The organism is Candidatus Ozemobacteraceae bacterium (genome assembly GCA_035373905.1).
GTDB lineage: Bacteria > Muiribacteriota > Ozemobacteria > Ozemobacterales > Ozemobacteraceae > MWAR01.
In genome coordinates this window covers 86,219-108,577 of sequence record DAOSOK010000015.1, presented here as the reverse complement: position 1 = coordinate 108,577, position 22,359 = coordinate 86,219, and the positions used below count along the sequence as shown (strand labels likewise).

The window sequence follows — 22,359 nt, the reverse complement described above, 5'->3', positions numbered from 1 at the left end:
TTTCACCAAACTTTCCAGGGAGCCTTTTGGCTTTGCCAAAGTTCTTCAAGCTTGATTTTATCCCTCAGCGTATCCATTGGATACCAAAAGCCATCATGCCTGAAGGAATACAGCTGGCCTTCCTTTGCAAGCGATTCAAGGGGAAAACGTTCCCAGATCGTCTGATCATCTTTCAAATATCTGAAAATTTCAGGTTCCAGAACAAAGAATCCACCATTGATATGCGTCCCATCTCCTGAAGGTTTTTCTTGAAATGATTCGACTCTGTTCCCCTCATCTATATTCAAAACTCCAAATCTTCCAGGTGGTTGGACAGCCAACATGGTCGCATATTTCCCATGACTCTTATGAAATTCGATTTCTTCTCTCAGATTTACGTCGGAAATTCCATCCCCATAGGTCATACAGAATGTTTCATTGCCAACGTATTGTCTCACTCGCTTCACTCGTCCACCAGTCATCGTATCTTCGCCCGTGTCGACAAGCGTGATCTTCCAAGGTTCAGAGTGGTTGGAATGCGTCGTTATTTTATTGTTTGCGATATCTATCGTCAGGTCAGACATGTGCATAAAATAATTGGCAAAAAATTCCTTGATCATATAGCCCTTATAACCACAGCAGATGACAAACTCATTCAGCCCATACGAAGAATAGAGTTTCATGATATGCCAGAGAATAGGTCGGCCGCCGATTTCCACCATCGGCTTGGGTTTTACCGTTGTTTCTTCACTCAATCGCGTGCCGAGACCTCCAGCAAGAATTACAACTTTCATGTATTTTCCTCAGAGATTCCATGGTTATATTGAATATCGCTTGATATCATTTCTTTTTTCCAATAATTCGCAAAATACAACACACCGCTCCATCACCACATTCGTTCTGATCTTCCATAGGCGAGTTTTGAATTTCTCACAACTGTATCATGCGCTGCTATCTGAATATGGTATTTCTCCGTCTCCCATTCTACTTTACACCCTTCGCCTTCGAAAATAAAATGCCGCCTGATCGCCCTGGTGGGTCCGATTCAGCATTTTCGCTTTTCTTGCAAACATAAGCATTTTTCGCTGCGAAAAAATCGAACGTGCAGGATCGATTCCGTATGAGTTCTTGTCACCTAGTGCAATGCCTTTTTGGTATTGTTCACTTCCCCAAAATTGAAAGGCTGTTGAATCAAATACAACATCGACGAGTTCGAGCCTGGTCAGTGCAGCCAAATACTGCATGCTTTCAATCGAATGAAGGAACAAATGCCTCGGAGCATCCAACTGCACCCAATTTTCTCTGTAGTGACTCCAAGCATACGACGATACCGTTGGAATTCGAACGACACACCATCCGTTGTCAGATAGGATTTGTGAGACACTTTTCAGGGTCTCACACGGATCAGGCATATGTTCAAACGAGTGATGAAACATCACGATATCCCACGTATCCTTGATCTGATGGATATTTTGTTTATGGATCACAAGGCCGGAGTCGTAAACGATCTTTTCTCGAATGAAGGGATCAATTCCTGCAAGATGAGTGAAACCCAAATTTTTCATTGAACACAGTAATGCTCCTGAACCACATCCAACGTCCATGATCCGTGAATCCCTGGCGATGTTGAGAATTTTCAGACTTTCCAGGGCCTGGTTGTAAGAAACAAGGCTCAGAAGCTTACCAAGAACGCCATTTCCAAAGAGGGCATATCTGTTTTTTAATTGCAGTAATGCCTGTTTTAGACCCGGCAGGAGCGTTTTCGAAATTTTTCTATATGAGTAGTAATCGTGCGGATAATATTTTTCCATGTTCTCAGGAATGTCTTTTATCTGGAGGCATTGACATTGAGAACATTGGAAATATATAAATTCAGCCCCAGACCCAAACATTTTTTCCTGGATATGAAATTCAATTAAATTTTCTGTATTTCCACAGATTTTACATTTCATTGCCATTCTTTCAAGTTGTATGAATTCACCTGATGTGGGACTTTCGCTGGTTCTGCCAAATATAGACAGCCATGGGAAGTCCAAACAAGAGGTTCAGCCACATTGAAGCATAGACAAGTGAATCCACCGAATAGTATTTCCCTGTAATCCACGTCAAGCATCCCTGAGCCACAGCACTAATAATTGAAACACCCAAGAAAGGCTCGACTTTATGAGCTCGACAGTAGGTTGCCATGTTGTCGCCCCATATCGCCAGGAGGGTTGAGAAAAGCTGCACTGCTACCAAATCCAAGGAAAGGAAGCGCTCTGCAAATCGCGGAATGCCCTGAAGATACCAAACGAGGCCCAGCCCGGCACTGCTCGCCCCCAGAACCACCAGTGTCGTTTCTCCCATGAGACGGCGAAACAGCGCGTCCAGAGCCGGCCAGTCCTTCAACGCAATCAATCGGCACATTTCTGGGTTCCGGGCCCCTGTCCAGACCATCGCCACAGCAAGGATTGCATTTCGCATTGCCAATGTCAAACCCATCTGACCGGCAATTTTTGCTCCCTGATATGTGAAAAGAACGGGCGTGAACAATTGAAAGATAAAATATCCGGAAGCCCATGACAGAGCGATCCGCCATTGCATTGGCCAGATATCTCTCCCCCATGAAATGTCATCAACCTGATTCGAATCGGAACGATGACAAAGAATCCGCCTGAGAAATTTCCTAAATTCGAAGAACAAGAGTCCCCAAGAAAACACAGCATTTCCAAATGCAATCATAAACACCGAGTAAAGACCGTAACCGCAATAAATTCCGATCCAGGCCAGGGCACATCCCAAGAGTCCCCCAAGAAGAGACCGTTTATTCGCCAGATGAATCTGTCCAGCTCCTGTAAGAACCCCCCAAAACGGGACACTCGCCAAATTCATCGCGGTTCCAGCAACAGCCAAAAGCCACGGAATTCGCCAGGCAAATGAACCAGAGTCACACTGTTGAAAAAAGGACAATCCAACAGGCGCCAGAATGGCGATAAAGAGAATAGAAGCCACGCCAAACCAGAAGACTCCTTTTTTCGACAAGGTCAAAAATCGCTGAATGGCAACGGAATCACCTTCCAGCTCTCCATCTTGAAGCCAGTGGATTTTCGCGAATTCGCATCCTGCAAATTGAACAAGAACATTGGTCAGACCTAATTCAAAAAAGATCTGAAGCGCCAGAAGGCTCCCGAAGGTGTAATAATATCCCTGCTGCTCAGGAGTAAAAAAGCCTGTTACGAGAGAGACTGTAACCAAACCAGCAAGGAAGCTCCAGCTTCGGGCGAGAAATCCCCAGAAAATTGCCTTGTTCATGGAGTTTTTTGGAGAGTCGTCAGTCTTTCCATACATTTCAAGAGAAAATCGTCATGAAATTGGACTCAATATATTTACAATATTTTGAATATGAATTTCAGGCTGAAACTGTCTTTTATAGAGTTCCAGTGAGGCTGAGCTCATCCGCCGGTAGCAATCGGGATCGCGAAACAGCGAAGCGACGCCATCCGCGATCCAAACCGGATCGGCGGGACACAGCAGGCCGGTGTTCCCATCGCTGACCATGTCGGGAATGGCACGATAGGGGGTTCCGACGAGGACGCAGCCGTAGGCGAGGCCTTCGATCAGGGCCAGGGGTTGGCCCTCGTTCGGGTAGGCGGAGGGGAGTAGCAGGAAATGGGCTTCCTGAAGTGCGCGGATCTTTTCGTCGCCGTCTACGCGGGAATCGTAGTGAACGCATGTTTCGAGATCGTGTTCGCGGATATAGGTATCAAACCAGTCTTTGGCGGCGGCCGGCGAAGGAAAGCGCGTGTCCTCCGGCGAAGACATGAAGCCTCCGCAGAACCTTGCCCGCACGTTCAGGCCATGATGGTGAACAAGCCGCTCAACGGCCTCCAGAACGACCGGCCAGCCCTTGCTTTCGATCATGTTCGACAGGAAGAGAAGCCTGACCGGTTCGCCCATGCGGATGGTCTTCGGGGCGGTCGGGCAACCGGTCGGTTCGAAAGGCAGCCCGTTCGGGACAACACGGACTCGCCTCTGGACTTCGGGCCAGGCGTCGAACATGAACCGAAGCCTGTCGCTCAGCAGAATTACGGCGTCACAGGCGGCCAGGGCGGCCACGGCGGCATTGCGAAGGAACGCGGGGGCGCGCCTGAGAATCTCGTCATACCAGCCACCGTGGATATGGACGATCACCCTGAATCCAAGATGCTGGGCAGATCTCATCAGGATCAGGTCACGACACAACCCGTCGACCGCCTGGTTCAGCGTGATGTAGACCGTTCCGCGACGCCCGGCCAGCAAGGCTCTGAAATAGCGCCCCATGATGAATCCATACTCGGCAATCCGGCTGAACGGGAACCATTTCATCCCAGGCCAGCGCGGGCTGTAATCGATCACGCGATATCGAAGCCCATGTTCCCTGCACCCTCGGACGCACATCTGGAACGCCAGCGTGTGCCCGTTGTGGGGAGGCGGGAGCGGGCCGAACAAAATCAGTTTCTGCGCGAGATCCGACGGATTCATGCGCAAACTTTAGCTGATTCCCTGAGGGGAATCAACCCATTGCCGGGAATCTCCTGCGCCCCGCCTTGATCTCAGGCTGTTTTTACGGCTTCGATATGCTCTGTCATCCGAATCCCGATCGATTCCAGTTCTTCGAGAATCGGACCGTACACCGCAGGGATGATGGGAATCAAAACCCCGCTCAGGCCCCGAATCCTGCCTTCGAAGAACAATCTGAGGAAGATGGCGATCGGAAGGCCGACGGTTCGCGCGACGGCCAGATCACCGTTCGGGACACCGTAGTCGGTCAGCGTCGAGGTTATCCGTTCGAGCCTGTCGGGATACTCGGCGACAAGCTCGTGATGCATCAGGACCATATCGCGCTCGCCGGGCCTATAGGCAAGTTTGCTCTGCAAATGCACGCACAGAATGTCGAGCAGACTGTTCGCGCCGGCCGGCACTTTTTCATCGCCAAGCAGGCCCAGCCACTCGGCGCACCTGATCTCGACAGAGCCGCGCGAAACATTCCAGCAGGAGCACAGGTCGGCGGTCAGATCGCCGCTTCCGGGCACCAGGACACGCATGATCTGGCCCCAGGTCTTGCCGTCGAGATCAACCCGAGGCATATCGCTGGACCATCCGAGGCTGAACATTTTCTCCCAGAACGAGCACCATCCCGGATTCCGAAGCGTTCCGCGAAACATGGTTTTCACGTCGGGAAGACCGTAAATCTCTTCATAGGCAACCGCATCCCGGCACGGATAGACTTCGAACGTCCCCATCCCGGGAATGGCCACCTGGCCGTGGCGCTTGAACACGTCGGGGCCGGAAACATCGACAACCTCGCCCCGCTCGCGATATCTGGCATGCGTCCGGCCGGCTTCGAGAACGCAACGCATGTTCCAGCTGTATCTATAGCCGAGAGGATTCATTCCGGCCTCGGGTGCGGGAAGCGCACCGCCGTACATTCTGAGCGACGCCACCTTGCCGCCGCCCGCTGTGACGCGGTGGATGCTTCGCATGGCAATCATGTGATCGATGCCGGGAATCACGCCCATCTCGTTCAGCAGCATGATTCCGGCACTCCGGGCGCGCCCGTCCAGTTCCCGCATCGCTTCACCGGTATAACTTGTCGTGACCATGTGTTTCCGGTGCGTGATGCACAATTCCGCAATGGGGATGTGATATCGGTAGGGAACCAGGCTTACAACGAAGTCTGCAGGTCGGATGAGACTTTCGAGTTCATGCCGGTCGTCGAATTCGACGGCGACCGCTTTGCCGCGGGAGTATCCCTTGACCAGGTCGGCGGCCATTCCCGACGTCTGGTCGGCACAAATCACCTCGTGTCGCGTCTTTTCGAGAAGATATCGAACGAGAGGCCTCGCCAGCGAACCTCCGCCGAGGATTAGAATCTTCTTTTCGGAAACCCCTACGACCGGCGCTGTCTTGAAGCTCTGAGAGTCAAGCGTGCTCTCTTCAACGGCCTCTTCATCGGAAGGCGCCCTTTTCAGAAGAATGCGCAGATGTTCAAAGGCCGGCGTCAGCCTGCCGCGCCACAGGATGGCGGCCCGGCGAAGAGGCATCGGAAGCCCGCTCTTTTCGATCGGCGCCTCCGTTTCGACATTCGCCAGGTTTTGAAGCAGGGGCAACAGCGCATGGCTGATGTCGGCAGACACTTCTTCTGGCAATTCACAGGCCGGCTCGGCAAGCGACACGATGACGGGACCGTGACCATCGAATCCGTAGGCAATGTCATCCATTTCAGGCTCATAGACGTATGCCGGTTCATCGAACATGGTGGCGACGGACGCAAACTCAATAGCACCTTCAACGGTCCCCCCCATGTCGCCAATGACCCTCAAGCGTGGACGGGCACCGCCTTGCCACATGTGCTCAGCGTCGGCTTTCGTCATGATGCGGGGAGCGCCCGCACTGCGGGGGAGGCTATTCACTAGGACTGAAAGATGATGAATATACTGTCCGAAATTGTTCACGAAGCGCTTCGGATGCCGATACAACTCTCCAAGGGTCATTGGAGTATCTTCATCCTTCGGCCGAATCGTCAGCTCTTCAGCAAAAACCACCTTGAGTATTTCGTTTCCGCCATTGCAAACGGCACCGGCAAGGAGCTCGGAAGGCGTGATTTCGCGATGTGGCAGTAGATCGAAGATCTCCTGCGCGCCCTTTGACACGCAGTTTTTCCCAACAAATCCGAAAATGAGCGGGCGCAGAACGGTAGATAATCGTTGGTCGCGAAGCGTCTCGCCTATTCCGATGAGCGCACGCCGGGCCGAAGCAAGGTTTTCATATTGATACGCCCGTCTAATCGCGGCAAACGGCGTCTCGTATCCCTCGTGTTTCAACCGATGTCCCAACGCCCAGAGGGCATCGATCATGCCAACCGCTCCTGAATATGTATCAACAGTAATAAGTTTACGCCCACGATCATCCATGAGGCTGCTACAGTCGATAAGAGAGCACCCAAGCTCATTCAATCGTCGTAGCAAGGCAACGCCGAATGGCTGCCCGGGGGAACGGCCAAAACACATATATATTCCGCCAGGATACAGCGATTCGGCTGACGGCTCATTCATGCTTACCACAAACTCACAACCAGCGGCGCTATCATCTACCCAAGCACCGACGGTTGTATATTCGACATCCTGTGAATGATCTGCCAATGAAGGCTGAACGATGATCTCGAATCCAAAATCACTGACAAGTTGCCGCACATCTTCCGGAATCAGTGGGATGATATTTCTCCCATCTCTCAGAAATTTCCGAAGAATTCCTATCCTTCGAATCCCCATGGTAACTCCTCTCTCTCCTGTGTTCACCAGGAGCGCATTCGCTCCCAAGAATTTTCATCTACAATGATTTAACTGTGATCTGCTCAGGATGATCTCTGATCAAAAGAAACCGACCTTCCCGTTGGATTCGCTGAGCGTTGTTCGAAAACTGAATGAGTTTTGGCGGATATTTCCATCCCGGAATAATAACGGACAATTTATCTCCACCTTCATATTCCGACAAGAGAAAATACTCAATATGATACTTTTGCAAGTATTCCCGCAGTCCTCCAGCCTTCAAACAATTTATATACTCCCAACTATTAATAAGGCCATCGCCATTCACGACACACCTCTCGGAAAGATATCCCGTCTTCCCTGATGCATCAACTTGAAAAATTGGTGTTTGCTCAGAAATATTCTGGCGCAGCCACCCGGAGATTGCGAGGACATCATGCTGCGTATTCACTGTTTTTTTTATTGCGTATAATCCACTAGAGACCATGAGCAGCAAAGATACGACCAGTAGGAATGTTTCATGATGAAACACTGCTTTTATTCTTGTGTGTTTCACCCATTGTCTTGAGAATACACCAACGGTCGAAAACAACACTATTGAAATGGGACAAAGGAAATACCATCCTCCAACCCCTTTTGCAAAGCAAATCAGAATTATCATGTAGAAAAGCACATAGCCATTGAGCGCCGCAAAAAACAGATTCATGCCAGCTTCTTTTTCCGCAACCAAACGACTCACCCACCAGGCACGAAGGGATAAGCCGAAATACAATCCACTTGCGATAAGACAAAAAAGGAGTCTGATTCGAACTCCCGATCCTCCAAGATCAGTCCATCCAGTTTCAAGCATGCCAGGCCATCCCATTTTGAGATAGCTCGAAACGGTTGTAGGAGCTGAAAACAGATAGGTATTCCCCAAAAAATAACAACCCATTCCTGCGACAGATACAGCCAGCACTCCCATTCCCTCTTGAAACCGAGACGATGCGGCTTGTCCGCAACTCATTGCAAGAGGGGTAAGAATAACAAACCCCAAGAGGAGTGCCAAGTCGATTCTTGAAAGGAAAAGCAATACCGACAAGATTGCTGCCAACCTCCAGTTTGCGCGTTGATGCTCATACAAGAGAGAGTATATTTCCGCAAGAAAGGCCCAGGCTATGACCAGCACCAATCGCGATTCGAGCCCAAAATCATTGATTCCCATGAATAATATATAGGCTAGTCCAAGAGGCAATCGAAAAACATCCGACAATCCCAAACGTTGATATAATCGGTCTGCGATCAGCAAAAAACATGCAAACAATATGATGTCGATGAACATCACCATGTATATCCCGCCAAGCCCTTTTATGGGAAAGACGGCTGACACTGCTGATAGAAATGCCATATAGAGCGGGTGATATCCGTTTGTGATATTGATTCCGTCGAACGTTGAGCCTTTCCCATCGGCGATATTCGCCGCCGTTTTAAGATAAAAAAATGAATCATCGTGCAGGAGCGTGATGATCGACACACCCGGCAACCGGACGAAGAGAAAAACCAAAAGGCCCAAGAGAAAGAGACTCACCGTTCCTCGCGGGCTTTCACACATCACTCGAATAGGCGAACTTTTGCACATGACGAAGAAATTTCACATGACCCAGTATCGGAAAGGGCCGTTCCTTGGCTGCAGTAAAGATGGGATGCGACTTTCGTCTTCACCGAGGAGGAACGGCCATGATCAGAATCCCCGAGATTCAGGAACTTGTACAGCCCCTTCATGCAGCTTTCTCGAAACCCACCTAGTTCTTGTTGGAGAACATCATCGAAGGCTGGGTTCTTTGTCCATGCCGTCGCACTGTGACCGCGATCTTTCCTTTCGGGGATCCAGAAAGGGCTCACTCTCATGATGCCTACCATCGCTGGTTTCAAGTCAGTGTTTGGACAGATGCCGCGGTCGGGCATGCCATCTATTTCCTTGCTTGGGGTTGGTTCATCAAAAACGGCGATTTCAAGGTTTCTCCATATCGTCCATGGTATGAACCCAAGACCACGCCGTCGTGCCAAGATGGATTGGCCGGAATCCAACATCAGATCTGGGCTTTCCGAATTTCGGAAACCGTGCCTGACAAGTCTGAGTTTCATGAATTCTCCGAAATCATGATCGATGCAATATCGAGGGCTGCATACACATACGAAAGCCCACCTCATCGAAAGCTAATTTACTGGCTCCGTTCATGTCGGGGTATCGAGGCACAAACCAGCGCTTGCTCATTGATTCCGATTTTATCCCTTCGACATCTCAGGGCAAACGGGTTGTTTTCACTTTGCAGGACTCAATACTGCGGTTTTGTATATATTCTGCATACGATACATCATATCTCCTTTCACCTCGCATATGGCGTAAATTGAACTGACAGCCTCGATGTGATAGGATATCTTCATGGTCTTGTATTATATCATTCCGGCATATCTGACGGCGATTTTTGTGGCGGCCTACTGGGTCGTGCGAATGCTGCTCGTCGTTTTCGACGCCCTCAATTTTTTCTGGGACTGGTGGGACGCAAAGCGCACCGCATTCCCGGTGATGGCGTATTCCGAGTTCCTGATTCTCGCCGGGTTTGTCTACTACATCGTCAAATGGGAACTGACCGGGGCGCCGTGACGCGCTTGGTTTTCACGCATCGAACGGGCGCATTGAAGTGCGCCCGTTTTGGCGTTGTATGGGGCAGGCGATGTGAAAAAGAGCGTGGGTGGTCGATAGTTCGGGTATGGATATCATGACGGTCGCCTTTGCGGGGGCCCTGGGTCTGCTCGGAACCATTGCAGGGTGGCTCCTGCCCATCATTTGGGATGTGGTTCACGCGGGCGGCCCCTGGGCGCTGAATCGGGCAACGGGGCATCTCGGCCGCGGGATGTATGTCGGCGGGTTTCCGGTCGTTCTCGGGACGCTGTGCGTTCTTCTGATGCCCACCACTTCCTGTATGCCTGAAGCGCACCACCTTGCCGTCATCACGTTGCTGTTCGCGGCATTGGGATTCGTTCGCGATGTGATGCGCACCTCATGGACGGTCATGATGCCGTATCTGGTGCTTGCGGCCATCGCCGGCGCCTGGAGCGGCATCACGATCGATCATCCGGTTCGGGCGATCGAAGTCGCGCTGACGCTGGGATGGCCGATCATCACGATTTTCAGCCTGAAACTGGCCGAACTCGTCTTCGGCATGCCGGCTCTTCTCTGCATGGGAACCGGGATTTCCTTCCTGCTCTTTTTTCCCGGCCAGTCCGCGACCCCCGACACCGCCCCGTTCTTCACGCCGATGCTCATTCTTCCCTCCCTCGTCGTCCTGGGCGCGGGAGCCGCAGGGCAGCGCTTCGTGCTCGGCGATTCGGGGCATTTCGCGCTCGGTTGGCTGCTGGCGGGCATTTCGATGATCGGCCGGTCGAAAACGCTGCTTTTGCTCGGCCTTCTGCTGCCTTCCGCCGTTCTCATTCTCCCCCTTGCGTTCGTCTGCCTCGTCATTCTCGGCTCGTATCTCGGAAACGAATTGTATGCATCCGATCCGTCGAACCGAAGCAGAACGTTCACCTGGAATCTTCCCCGACAGCGGCTCGTCCTCCTGGCCGGTCTCGTGTTCATGAGCCTGAACTTTACCGTTCTGCTCTACGCCAGTCAGGCGGGGTTCTGGGGGTTCATTGCCCTCGGCATTCTGGTCGCCGGCGTCATGATCAGCTTCGTGCGAACCTTTGCGCAAAAAGCGCCTCGGAATGAAGGCTCTCCGAAACCGGGAAGAATTTCGCTCCTGGGCTTTCCCATCGATTCCCTTTCACGCAGGGAGGTCCTCGCCCGCATCGACGGCTGGATACGCTCCGGAGACGGCTTCCGTCATCTCGTGACCGCCGACTCCCTGGCCATCGACCGGGCCCGGCACGATGAGAGCTTCGCGGGAATCATGCGGCAGGCCTCGCTCGTCATGCCGGACGGCGCGGGGCTGCTCTGGGCTTCCGATTTTCTCGGCACGCCCCTCGTCGAGCGCATTCCCGGGGTCGGCATGGTCGAGGATCTCTGCCGGCTCGCCGTCGAAGCAAAGCAATCGATATATTTCATCGGCGCGAAACCCGGCATCATCGACTCGGCAGTCGAACTCATCGGGAAGCGCGTTCCCGGGATGATCGTCGCAGGCACCCATCACGGCTACTTCGCCGCCGACTCCGAAGAGGAAACAGCCGTCATCAAGACGGTTCTCGAAGCCAGGCCGCGCCTGTTATTCGTCGCCATGGGGGTTCCCCGGCAGGAGCTGTTCATTTCGAAACTCCGGCACGTTGCGTCGGGAATGATCGCCATCGGCGTCGGGGGCAGCTTCGACGTGATCTCCGGCCGCCTGCCCCGGGCCCCGGCATGGATGCAGAAGTTTGCGCTTGAATGGCTGTTCAGGCTTTACAAGGAGCCGGGCCGCTTCTGGCGCATGATCCGTATTCCCCTGTTCGTCGTGGCCGTATTGCGTGAAAAGCTGAACCAACCGACGGATACGGATTGCACATCATAAAAATCGCCCCGGCAACCCACACCAGGGCGATTTGATGCGATATGCGATCGAAACGGGCGCATCGGGATGCACCCATACGCATTGGGTGTTATTTCTTTTCGGGGGCGGCGGCCATGCGTTCCTGCATCTTGGCGATAAATGCGTCGAACTGGGCCTTGGGAAGCACCAGGCCGAACTTTACGGTCTTCCCGTCGGTGTCGATCTTCGCCTTGTTGAAAACATCGACCACTTCAGGCACATCGACCGCCCAAGCCTTGAACATGTCGACGTAGTTTTTGAGGCAGTCGGCGACGGCCTTGGCTTCGTCGGCCTTGGCGACTTCGGCGATGGCGTTGATTCCCATCTCGGCGCCGAAGCTGACGCTCAGGAGCATCGCGTTGGCGGCGGCCAGGGGGGCGCTGACGGGGTTGGCCTTCGCCTGGGCCTTCATGTCGTCGGTGACGAGGGCGCAACCCCAGACACCGGCTTTCGGATCGACCTTCTTCAGCATGGCCGCAAAGGCCGGGGTCGCGGCAAGGGACTTCGCCTTGCCGTTCTTCACGGTCGCGGCGGTCTTGATGACGGCATCGGCGCCCATGACGGCGGTTTTGTCATCGAGGAAGGCGGCTTTGCGGCCGCTTTCCTTGCCGGCGATAGCCGAAAGGCCTTCGAACTCGACCAAGTCGACCTGCTTCTGGAACTCGGCATCATTCTTGAGGCCTTCGAGGAGCTTTTTCGCTTCGAACGAGCCGTCGACGAGGATGCCGACGTGATCTTTCATGTCTTCCGCCTTGAAGCCGGCTTCCGGCGAGTAGATCATCACGTTGGCGAGCTGCTTGAAGGGATCGAAGCCCAGCTTGGCGACGAACTCTTCGAGGGCCTTCTTCCCTTCGGGAGTGCCAGTCCCAAAGGATTCGTCGATCATCTTCTTCATCGGCTCGAAGGTGAACATCTTGGTCATGTTCAGGTTCAGCACGAACGGCGCCTCGGCCGGCACCAGGTCGATCAGCCCGGCAAACGCCGGCGCAACCGTCATCGCGAAAGCCACAGCCAACCCGAGAGCAAACTTCTTCATCGTTTCGTCTCCTCCAAAGTCATATCGGACATTCCTGTTGCATGGTAGAAGCCCCGGCATTTTTTTGTCAACATCCCATTCAATCACTCGGAGACAACGCACCACAGACACCGAGACACAGAGTTTTGAAAACTGGTCTTTCTCTGTGTCTGTGACTGGTATGTGTGTTTCACTTTGAGAACCAATCCGCAGATGACGCTGATGAAGCAGATTTCGCAGATGAAATTCTGAAAACCTTCTTTCCCTGGAGTTTTCGGGTCATGGCGAAAAAAGGTAGCTCCAGGCGTTCGCTCCTATCTGCTGCTCATCTGGTTTTCATCTGTCCTTCATCTGCGGATGCGTTCCTGAAAACCGAGTGGTTTTCAACGGAGTATCTCTGTGGTGCGTTGTTTTTTCGTTATTTTGCTCGGTTAAAGGAAGAGTTTGTAGCTGGTGTGGAAAACGGCGGCCAGTTTGTGGGCGAGTTGTTTGCCGATGGGGCGGCGGCCGCTTTCGATTTCGGAAATGTGGCTCTGGCGCGCGCCGACTTTTTCGGCCAGCTCGACCTGGGAGAGCCCGTCGCGCTGCCTGTATCCGCGGAGGGTGATCCCCGGGTGAATCGACGGAAATGCCTTCTCTAACGGAATGAGTTCGGCATCGTCATCTGTCGAAACGCCTCCCAGGCAGGCAATGACCTTTTTGATTTCGTCGGCCCGGAATTCCGGCACGAGAAAATGAAGTTCAACGAAACCTTTTGTAATCTGCCTTTTCATGAGTTCCAGCATACACCACCTCTACGATCTTTTTCTCTCTGTCCGTCGTCTTCCAAACCATGACATACGTTGGGTGCCCTTTTTGGATATGGCAATGATGAATTCCCGTTCTGAGCTTGCCGTAATTCGGCCAGTCGCCTCGAACAGGGCCTAAAGCGCGTATCGAATGAAGAAGGGCCAGAAAGTTGCAGAACACCGTCTCAGGAAGATCCGCCAGGGCTTTCGCGATTCGCTTCGGAATCAACACATTCCACACGGTTTCCCCCAGGCTCAATTAAGATGAATATACCACAATAAGGTATATCGTCAATGCCGTCCGGAATGTTTTTCCGGTGGCTCACTCTTCCATCAGATGAACCATGGCCTTGGGGAAATAAAGCAGGTTTACCACAAAGTCACGGAGACACAGAGTTTAGAATTCATTTCTCTGTGTCTCTGTGACTCTGTGGTGCGTTGTCTTTTCAGCATGTCGAGAGGGTTGCGGGAGCGGTTCGCGAACCGCCCGGATTGCCGGGTAAGGAAAGAGCCCCGCTTTCGCGGGGCTCTTTGAGGACTGGTTAAGCTATGGGATTAGAAGCGGCTGTAGAGTTCAGCCCAGAACATGTTGTAATCCCGATCGTTAACAATCGAGTTACCCTGACCAGCAGCGACGGCCGGAACCGTCTTCTGGAAATCACCAGACATATCGAAGGCGGTGTAGCCAACGCGGATGCGGGTGTTCTCAGCGAGCTGATAGCGATACTCGAAGGTCAGGACGGTCGCCTTCGGATCGGAGACGAAGAAGTTGTTGTAACGATCATACGGAGTGTCGGTCTTGGGGGTAGTGAGGATACCAGCGGTGGTATTGTCACCGGCAGCCAAGCGGGAGAGATCGTTGGACACGGTGTCCTTCATCTCGTCGAGGAGGTCGCCAGCCAGGCGGAAGTAATGCTTGGTGTTGCGGGGGCGATACTCGACCTGGAGCTTGATGTCGTTCATGTTCAGCAGACCGTTGCGGAAATAGGTGTTGCCACGGCTGATGTCTTCGTAGGGGGTCTCGATACCGTCATCATAGCGGTGATCGTTGTTGATGGCGATAGCGCCGTTGGATTCGTCATCAGCGAAGGTGTAACCGAGTTTCGCGGCCCACTCTTTCTTGGAATCCCACTTGATTGCGGCATGACCCATCCAACCCTGAATTTCGGGGCTGATCAGGGTGCCAGCAGCGTTGTTCACGATGTCCAGCTGATAGTCGGTATAGGCGAAGCCCAGGTCATAATCCCAGTGACCGTTCTTGCCCAGGGGGCCCTTGCCGCCGAATTCAACGTCGAACATCTTGTCGCTGTCCTTCTGACCAGCAACCGGCTTGACACCAGCGGCGATAGGAACAATGTTAACACCAGCAAGAGCCTGGCTCACGCGGTTCGCGGTGTTCGGCTCATCCTGGCCCCAAAGGTTCAGATACAGGTCGTGATCGCGATACTTGGTGCCGAGGGTCAGGCCCCAGATGTTGCGGAAGTCAGTGGCGGCGGAATCAGCATAGGTGCCAGCGTGGAGATCATAGATGCAATACAGAGCCACATCGACATCGCCGGTGCGCTTGGCATACTTGATCGCGTCGACGTAGTCGCTGAGGAGGAGGCTGTGACCGGTCGCGTAGAAGTTGCGGCCGAAGGTGAAGTCGCCACCGAAGCGGAACATGTCTTTGATGTTCAAGTAAGCAAGGTCAATCTCGCCATCAGTGTTTCCGTTGTTAGAAACGTTGTTGAGGGAAGAAGCGCCAGCGCCATTCGAACCCCAGCGGCCGCTGAAGTCATTGTCATTCACCATGCTCCAGCGAGCAACGGCGGTGACGTTCTCGTCGATGTTGGCCTTGAACTGGAAGCGAAGCTGAGTGTAAGTGCGGGTATTGGCATTGTCATTGGAAGCCCCATTCACGCCATCATAGGCGTAGGCTCTGGGGTTCACGCCGTCTTTCTCGGTAATCATGCTCATGTGGCGAACGAGCATGTCGCCGGAGAGCTTAACCTTCTCCATACCGCCCTTGGCCATGTAGTCCTTGATGCCCTCGACGTCCTTCTTCAGGGTCGCGACATCTTCCTTCACGACCTGCATGTCGTCTTCGAGAGCGGTGACTTTCACGCCCAGAAGAGCCAGCTCGTCAGCGAACTCGACGGTGAGCTTCTCGAGGGTCTGGAGGTCGGACTTGGTGACGAGGTTCGTGCCAATGCCCTTCTCGAGCATCTGCTCGACATTGGCGAGCATCTTGGCGGTGACCATGGCGAGAGCGTAGCGGGTGACGTGCTTTTCGCCCTTGTAGGTGCCATCAGGATAGCCCTGAAGGATGCCCTTGGCGGCGAGCTTGTTGACCGCGTCATAAGCCCAGTGAGAGAACGGTACATCGGAGAACGGGTTGGCACTGGCGGCCACGGTGCTGAGCACCAGGGCCAGAACCAGAAGCATGGAAATGCGTTTCATTGATTTTCCCCTTTTCGGTATTTTGGTTTTTGGAGTTTTTACCACTTGGCGGGGAAGAATCCGTTCGATTTGTTCTCTTTTGGGGGTGTTTCCGGCTTCACTTGAAGTATCCACGTTCCCTTCCAGTTTTTCCGTTGGCACCCTTAAGATCTCGCTTCTACTTGTCTTCTTCGCCCTCAGGCTTGGGACCACACCTATCAGGCTACCTACTTCAGTTGCACCTCCTTCCGCGCACCTGGTTGGTGTTTCAGGTCTTACACCTTGGTCCGAGAGTATATTTGCGTATTTCATGAAAGTCAAGAAAATATTTTTGGGGTTGGACATCGATCCCCGGAAATCCTCTACGATTGTTTCCGTTCAGACATATCCTCTTTTCTGAGGGACCACTTGATTATCGGTCATGAAATACCCCTTGCTTAATATCTCATAGAAATTGAGTCGTCAGAAGAATGGTAACCATCCAGAGCGTCGCGTCTCCGTGATTCGTCACATCCTGTGGTATGATGGCACCCGTGAATCTTCCACCACGGAGGCTGCATGTCACTCGATAAACTGCATTTCCGCGGCGGTTACAACTTCCTCGGTCTGCCGGCCGACGAAGCCCGCTATGAAAACGCCCACGCCGTCATTCTTCCCGTGCCGTACGACAGCACCACGTCCTACCGCGCGGGCACCCGCGAAGGTCCGGCCGCCCTGCTCATGGCCTCGCGAAACGTCGAACTGTACGATCTGGAACTCGACTGCGAGCCTCTCAATGCGGGCGTCTGCACCCTGCCCGAACTCGAACCCGACATGTCCGGCCCGCAGGCGACGATCAAGAACGTGGAATCGGCCGTCGCGGCCATCTGCGCCGACCACAAACTCCCCGTCGTTCTCGGCGGCGAGCACAGCATCTCGACCGGCCCGGTACGCGCGCTCAGGAAGAAATACGGCGAGGAGTTCAGCGTTCTCCAGCTCGACGCCCACGCGGATCTGCGGGATGCGTTCGAGAACACGCCTTACAACCATGCGTCCGTCATGCGCCGCGTCTACGATCTCGCCGAACTGACCCAGGTCGGCATCCGGAACATCTCGTCCGGCGAGATGGAATTCGTCCGCGAGGCTCGTCACGACGGCATCTTCTGGGCCCACGATCTGCAGGGACCGGCCGAGACCTGGATCCCGAGAGTCGTCGACCGGTTAAAAAAGCATGTCTATATAACGATCGATCTCGACGTGTTCGACCCCTCGATCATGCCCGCCGTCGGAACGCCGGAACCGGGCGGCCTGCTCTGGTATCCGGTCCTTCAACTGCTCGACGCGGTCGTGGCGAAGAAGAACGTCGTCGGCTTCGACGTCATGGAACTCTGCCCGATCCCCGGACAGATCGCGGGCGATTTCCTGGCGGCGAAACTCACGTTCAAACTGCTCGGCAAGATTTTCGCCCGCAACGGCTGGATTCCCCGGGGCGAGGGCTGATCAGGCGTGTCTCTTCCCGACATTCTGAGCGTGGTGGCCGCCGTGATCCTCGGCGCGGCCGCCGGACCTCGTATATCATGGGCTATACGTTCCTGGCCCGGCCACGAGGATCTGCTCGAGGACTACACGAAATGCCACGTCTGCCCCGGCGGCTTGCGTCGGGGCTGCGTGAACGCCGGGAAAAACCAGGACCTGGCCTACCTGGCCTTCTCTGCGGCGCTGGCCGGCCTTTCCGTCGGCATCTGGGGAATCGGCACGAAAGCCGTTCTTTCCTGGGTCTTCGGCGTTTCGTGCATGATCATCACGGTCGTCGACGTCAGGTTCCTGATCATCCCCGACAAGCTGTCGATCAACGGCAGCTGGGCGGGGCTGGCCTATGCCCTGGCCTGCTGGGTCTGGACGTCGCCGCTCGGGAAACAGCCGCCCCAATACTACGTGACGCTCACCGACAGCATCCTCGGCTTTCTCCTCGGGGGCGGGTTCCTGTGGGCGCTCGGCTGGCTCGCCTGGAAGATCCTGAAGAAGGAGGGCATGGGGGGCGGCGACGTGAAACTGCTCGCCGCGTTCGGCGCCTGGATGGGCTGGAAGCCGGTCATCGCCATCGTCGTCCTCGCCAGTCTCCTCGGAACCATCGGCGGCGTCGGCAGCATCATCTACCAGAAGATTCGGTATCATCGTCAGTACAAGCCGCTCACGCACATGATTCCCTTCGGCCCGTATCTGTGCGTGGCATTCATTTTCGTCTTCTATTGCGGCATCCAGCCGCTGCTGAACATCATGGACATGTATCACGCCTGGGTCGAGGCGAAATTTCTGCACGGACGCTGACCGGCCCCGGCCGGCGAGCCCAACGAAAACGGATGGAAACCCGACTCGCGTATCTCGACGTCTATCTGGAACTGCCCGACGAGGCGCTGGAACAGGCCCGCGCGCTGAACCGGCTCGTCGTCTCTTCGGCCGGCGGCGGCGTCGATTTCGAAGCGGGCAGGATTCCGCATATCACCCTGTATATGGGATTGTTCCCGGAGGCCGAGCGGGCGTCCGTCGCTCGCGAACTGGATGCCGTCGCGGCGGAAACGGCCCCGTTTTCCATCGTTCTTCGCGAGATCGAAACCTCCAGAGACGGCTACATCTTCTGGAAGGTCGTCGCGGACGAACCTCTTCTGCGGCTCCACGAGCGCGTCGTCACGGCGTTGAACGTTCTGAGGCGCGGGGCGATCCGCGAGAAATTTCTCGAGGACCAGGAACGCTTCACAAAAGAAGAGTGCGTCTATATCATGAAATATGGATTTCCGTGGGTGTTGAGCCGTTTCCGGCCGCACGTGACGGTGGGTCATCTCGGGGAAGGCGTGACGGAAGCCGTCGAGTCGCTCGGATGCCCCGAATCGCGCGGAGAGGCCTCCCGAATCGCTCTGGGCAGCGTCGGGGAACGCGGCGTCATCCTCGAGACACTTGGGACATTTTCCCTGACGGGATCCAGGTGAAGGAGATAAGAAGCTGATGGCACGTCATATGTTCTTCGTCGTCTGCGTGGCTCTGACCCTCGCCCTCTTCGTGACGGCCTGCGGGCCCGAAGCGCCCGTCGTTACGGCGTATGTCACGGTGGACCAGCCGTTTGCCGAACCGGTCCTGGCGAGCTTCACCGCGCGGACGGGGATTCGCGTCAAACCCGTTTTCGACACCGAGGCGGCCAAGACGGTCGGCCTGGCGAACCGCCTGCGCGCCGAACGGGCGCGCCCCCAGTGCGACGTGTTCTGGAGTTCGGAGTTCGCGCATACCGTGCGGCTTTCCGACGAGGGCATGTTCGCGGCCCGCGACTGGCCGACGGCCGGCGATCTGCCGCCCGAGCTTCGCGATCCCGAGGGACGGTGGGTGGGGTTCGGTCTGCGCGCCCGCGTGCTGATCGCGAACACGGCGAAACTCGCCGCCGCATCGATGCCGGCCAGGCTGGCCGACCTGCTCTCCCCGGCCTGGAAGCCCGGCGAGGTGGCCGTCGGCCTTCCTCTCTTCGGAACGACGAACACCCATGCCGCGGCCATGCTTGCCATGAGCGGCGAAACCGGCATGCTCGAGTTCTTTGAGGGACTGAAGCGGAACGGGGCGGCGATCGTCGACGGGAACGCCGTCGTGCGCGATCGCGTAGCGGCCGGGGCCTGCCTCGTCGGCCTGACCGACACCGACGACGCCCTCGTCTCGGTCGCCCGCGGCGACCCGGTGCGCATGATCGTTCCCGACCAGGAGCCGGGCGGCTCGGGCACCCTGCTCATTCCAAACACGGTCGCCGTGATCGCGGGCGCCCCGCATGCCAGCGAAGCCGCGAAGCTGGCCGATTATCTCGCCTCGGTCGAGGTCGAGGCGATGCTTGCGGCCGGAGAGTCGCAGCAGATCTCCGCCCGCCCGGGCGGCCCCGTTCCGGCGGGCCTGCCGGCGCTCGGTTCGCTCCGCCCCCTGCCGGTCGGCCTGGCGTCTATAGCGGAAGCTATTCCTTCGGCGACGGCGCTGCTGCGCGACCGCTTCATGCGCTGAGCCCGATCATGAACGACTGGTGGCCGGCCGCGGCGCGCACGAAACGCGCCGTTGCGGCGGCCGTCGTCTTTGCCGGGCTGGTGATTCTCGCTCCCCTGACGTTCATGGCGCTGGCCTCCGTTCTGCGGGAGCCGGCCGGAATCGGCGCGACGGCCTGTCCACCGTCATGGGAACGGCTGTGGCCGCTTGCCGCACGGTCGGCCGGAATCGCGTTCGGTTCGGCCACGCTCGCGGTCCTTTCCGGCGGCGGACTCGCCTGGACGCTCCTGTCCCGCCGGGACTTCCTTGTGCGCACGCGCGAACTCCTCCTGCTTCCTCTCGTCGTGCCGCCCTATCTCCTGACGCTGGGCTGGGTCGCGGCATCCGATGCCGTCGCCATGCGCCTCTCTCTCACGCCGGGGCTCAGCGGCCCGGGCTGGGCCGTCATCATTCTCGGCCTGGCCGCGGCGCCGCCCGTTGCGCTCGTCCTGGAGGCGGTGCTCCGCCGGAATCTCGCGGCGCCGTTCGAATCCGCGCTGGCGGCGTTCGGTCCGGCCGGGGCGGTGCGCGTGGCCGTCATTCCTGCGTTGAGACGCCCCGCGGCCGCCGTCTGGCTGTTCGTATTCGGCCAGACCCTCGCGGAATACGGGGTGCCGTTGTATCTGCAGACGCCGGTCATGGCCACCGAGCTCGTTTCGTCGTTCACGGGCGGCAGCCCGGCCGGAAACGTTCTTCTGTCGTCCTGGCCGCTCGCCCTGCTCGTCGGATGCGCGGCCGCGACCTGGAGTGCGATGATCGCGCGGGAAGGGGCGTCGCGACGCGCCGGGGAGCGGCCCGGCCGGCCGCTCTGGCTCGATTCTGCCGTTTGGCCGGCCTGGTGGCGCGCCGGAACCGCGACCGGCTGCATCATCGCGATGTGCGGCATCGCCGTGCCCGTCGCCGGGCTGGTCATGGGGGCCTTGCGGGCGGGCGGCGGCGCGGCCATGCTGGCGGCCGCGCTTCCCGCCATGCGGACATCCGTGGCGATTGCCGGCGGGTGCGCCCTCGTTGCGCTCATTCCGGCCCTGGTTCTCGGGGATGCGCTCGGCGCAGCCGCGAAGCGAATCCCTCTGATGGTTTCGGCGCTGGCTCTCGCCATTCCGGCCGGATGCACGGGAGTCGCCCATGCCGGATTCTGGAATCTGTCCCCGTTCGCCGGCGGAGAAACGGCGATCTGGTGCGGTCATCTGGCCCGGATTCTTCCCGCGGCCTGGCTCGTGGCCTCGTTCATGCGGACTCCGGCCGGCTTCCCGCCCGCCGGGGAAGCGGCGATGCTGCTGTCTGGAAGCGCCTTCCGACGAAGCCTGCTCCGGATGCGGCTCGAACTGCCCCGGGTGTGCGCCGTGGCCGGGGTCGCCTTCGCCGTGTCGATCCGGGAGCTCGACGTGTCGCTTCTCACGGTGCCGCCGGGCGGGGAAACCCTCCCGTTGCGCTTGTTCAACCTCATGCATTACGGCGCCGGCGGCGACGTGTGCAGGCTGGGTCTGCTGCTCGGCCTTCTGCTTGCGGTCGTGACGCATGCCGCCGCGGCTTTTGCTCTTCCTGAGCGGAAAGGAAGCGTATGAGAGGCGGATCGCTCGTCGTAACGGGCGTCACGAAGAGATTCAACGGTCGCTCCGTTCTCGACGAACTGGGGCTGAACATCGACGCGGGTGCGGCGACCGTGCTGTTCGGGGCGTCGGGCTGCGGAAAGAGCACTCTGCTCAGGCTCATCGCGGGCTTCGATGCCCCGGACTCCGGCACGATCACGGTTGGCGATGCCGAGGTGTCGTCACCCGGCCGAATCGTCCCGCCCTGGCTGCGGAACGTCGGGATGCTGTTCCAGGGCGATGCGCTGTGGCCGCATCTGACGATTGCCGAGCAGGTCCGCATGGTTGCGGAAGCCGCGCCGAACCGCCTTCCCGAAGAGCGGATCAGGGAATTCGGGGACCGGCTTGAAATCTCATCTCTGTGGAACCGGTTTCCCGGCGACCTTTCCGGCGGGGAAGCCCGTCGCGCCGCGCTGATACGCACCCTGGCCGCGATTCCGGCCCTTCTGCTGCTTGACGAGCCGTTCGCCCACCTCGATGAAACCTCCCAGCATCTCGTCGCCGACGTCATCCGTGACTGGCACGCCGCAACCGGAGCGACGCTTCTCATCGTTTCCCATGAATCCTCGCTTGTATCTTCCATGTGCCGTCTTCGGCTCGATGCCGGCCGCATCAGGCCTCAGGCGAACTTCTCCTACTCGTCGCAAAAGGAACACGACACTCTTCCCGTATACTCGCATACTCGATGCCGTTCGTGCTGAGCTTGTCGAAGCA

18 protein-coding genes are annotated in these 22,359 nt (G+C 56.4%); 9 read left to right on the top strand and 9 right to left on the bottom strand.

Going from position 1 to position 22,359, the window contains the following annotated elements; translation table 11 throughout:
• Positions 1-2: 2 nt before the first annotated feature.
• From rfbF to PLU72_09315, 6 genes are all read right to left on the bottom strand, one after another.
• A complete protein-coding gene (rfbF, locus tag PLU72_09340; protein HOT28381.1) occupies positions 3-773 on the bottom strand; it encodes a glucose-1-phosphate cytidylyltransferase in 771 nt (256 codons plus the stop codon).
• Between the two features lie 195 nt (positions 774-968).
• Positions 969-1,931 carry a class I SAM-dependent methyltransferase gene (locus PLU72_09335; protein HOT28380.1) on the bottom strand — a complete coding sequence of 321 codons (963 nt, stop codon included), beginning with the start codon at positions 1,929-1,931 and terminating at the stop codon, positions 969-971.
• A 25-nt stretch (positions 1,932-1,956) separates the two neighbouring features.
• Positions 1,957-3,270 carry a hypothetical protein gene (locus tag PLU72_09330; GenBank protein ID HOT28379.1) on the bottom strand — a complete coding sequence of 438 codons (1,314 nt, stop codon included), beginning with the start codon at positions 3,268-3,270 and terminating at the stop codon, positions 1,957-1,959.
• 51 nt (positions 3,271-3,321) lie between these two features.
• A complete protein-coding gene (locus tag PLU72_09325; protein HOT28378.1) occupies positions 3,322-4,479 on the bottom strand; it encodes a glycosyltransferase family 4 protein in 1,158 nt (385 codons plus the stop codon).
• Between the two features lie 71 nt (positions 4,480-4,550).
• On the bottom strand, positions 4,551-7,268 hold the full coding sequence (locus PLU72_09320) for a saccharopine dehydrogenase C-terminal domain-containing protein (GenBank protein HOT28377.1): 2,718 nt from the start codon (positions 7,266-7,268) through the stop codon (positions 4,551-4,553).
• A gap of 58 nt (positions 7,269-7,326) precedes the next feature.
• Positions 7,327-8,832: a hypothetical protein gene (locus PLU72_09315; GenBank protein ID HOT28376.1), complete on the bottom strand. Its 1,506-nt coding sequence runs from the start codon at positions 8,830-8,832 to the stop codon at positions 7,327-7,329.
• 855 nt (positions 8,833-9,687) lie between these two features.
• Between PLU72_09315 and PLU72_09310 the strand changes: the two genes are divergently transcribed.
• Positions 9,688-9,909, top strand: a complete 222-nt coding sequence (locus PLU72_09310; protein ID HOT28375.1) for a hypothetical protein — start codon at positions 9,688-9,690, stop codon at positions 9,907-9,909.
• A 106-nt stretch (positions 9,910-10,015) separates the two neighbouring features.
• Positions 10,016-11,791, top strand: coding sequence for a WecB/TagA/CpsF family glycosyltransferase (locus PLU72_09305; protein HOT28374.1), 1,776 nt, complete (start codon positions 10,016-10,018; stop codon positions 11,789-11,791).
• Positions 11,792-11,879: 88 nt separating this feature from the next.
• Here PLU72_09305 and PLU72_09300 read toward each other — a convergent pair whose 3' ends face one another.
• Entirely contained in the window at positions 11,880-12,845 is a 966-nt protein-coding gene (locus PLU72_09300) for a hypothetical protein (GenBank protein HOT28373.1), read from the bottom strand.
• A gap of 164 nt (positions 12,846-13,009) precedes the next feature.
• On the opposite strand from PLU72_09300, the gene PLU72_09295 reads away from it, so the two are divergent.
• Positions 13,010-13,465, top strand: a complete 456-nt coding sequence (locus PLU72_09295) for a hypothetical protein (protein ID HOT28372.1) — start codon at positions 13,010-13,012, stop codon at positions 13,463-13,465.
• A 100-nt stretch (positions 13,466-13,565) separates the two neighbouring features.
• Here the strand turns inward: PLU72_09295 and PLU72_09290 are convergent, their stop codons facing one another.
• Both PLU72_09290 and PLU72_09285 read right to left on the bottom strand, forming a co-directional pair.
• Complete coding sequence (locus PLU72_09290) at positions 13,566-13,793, bottom strand: cytotoxic translational repressor of toxin-antitoxin stability system (GenBank protein HOT28371.1); 228 nt, start codon at positions 13,791-13,793, stop codon at positions 13,566-13,568.
• Between the two features lie 374 nt (positions 13,794-14,167).
• Positions 14,168-16,054, bottom strand: coding sequence for an S-layer homology domain-containing protein (locus PLU72_09285; protein ID HOT28370.1), 1,887 nt, complete (start codon positions 16,052-16,054; stop codon positions 14,168-14,170).
• Between the two features lie 537 nt (positions 16,055-16,591).
• Between PLU72_09285 and speB the strand changes: the two genes are divergently transcribed.
• Genes speB through PLU72_09255 form a run of 6 tightly spaced genes read left to right on the top strand, consistent with a single transcriptional unit; the run spans position 16,592 to position 22,346 of the window.
• A complete protein-coding gene (speB, locus tag PLU72_09280; protein ID HOT28369.1) occupies positions 16,592-17,512 on the top strand; it encodes an agmatinase in 921 nt (306 codons plus the stop codon).
• Positions 17,513-17,518: 6 nt separating this feature from the next.
• Positions 17,519-18,340: an A24 family peptidase gene (locus PLU72_09275; protein HOT28368.1), complete on the top strand. Its 822-nt coding sequence runs from the start codon at positions 17,519-17,521 to the stop codon at positions 18,338-18,340.
• A 32-nt stretch (positions 18,341-18,372) separates the two neighbouring features.
• Positions 18,373-18,996: a 2'-5' RNA ligase family protein gene (locus PLU72_09270; protein HOT28367.1), complete on the top strand. Its 624-nt coding sequence runs from the start codon at positions 18,373-18,375 to the stop codon at positions 18,994-18,996.
• Positions 18,997-19,012: 16 nt separating this feature from the next.
• On the top strand, positions 19,013-20,038 hold the full coding sequence (locus PLU72_09265; GenBank protein HOT28366.1) for an extracellular solute-binding protein: 1,026 nt from the start codon (positions 19,013-19,015) through the stop codon (positions 20,036-20,038).
• 8 nt (positions 20,039-20,046) lie between these two features.
• A complete protein-coding gene (locus tag PLU72_09260) occupies positions 20,047-21,621 on the top strand; it encodes a hypothetical protein (protein ID HOT28365.1) in 1,575 nt (524 codons plus the stop codon).
• The gene (locus tag PLU72_09255) at positions 21,618-22,346 is read left to right on the top strand and encodes an ATP-binding cassette domain-containing protein (protein HOT28364.1); all 729 of its coding nucleotides are present in this window, start codon (positions 21,618-21,620) and stop codon (positions 22,344-22,346) included. The genes PLU72_09260 and PLU72_09255 overlap by 4 nt, the downstream gene beginning before the upstream one ends.
• The last annotated feature ends 13 nt before the right edge of the window (positions 22,347-22,359 follow it).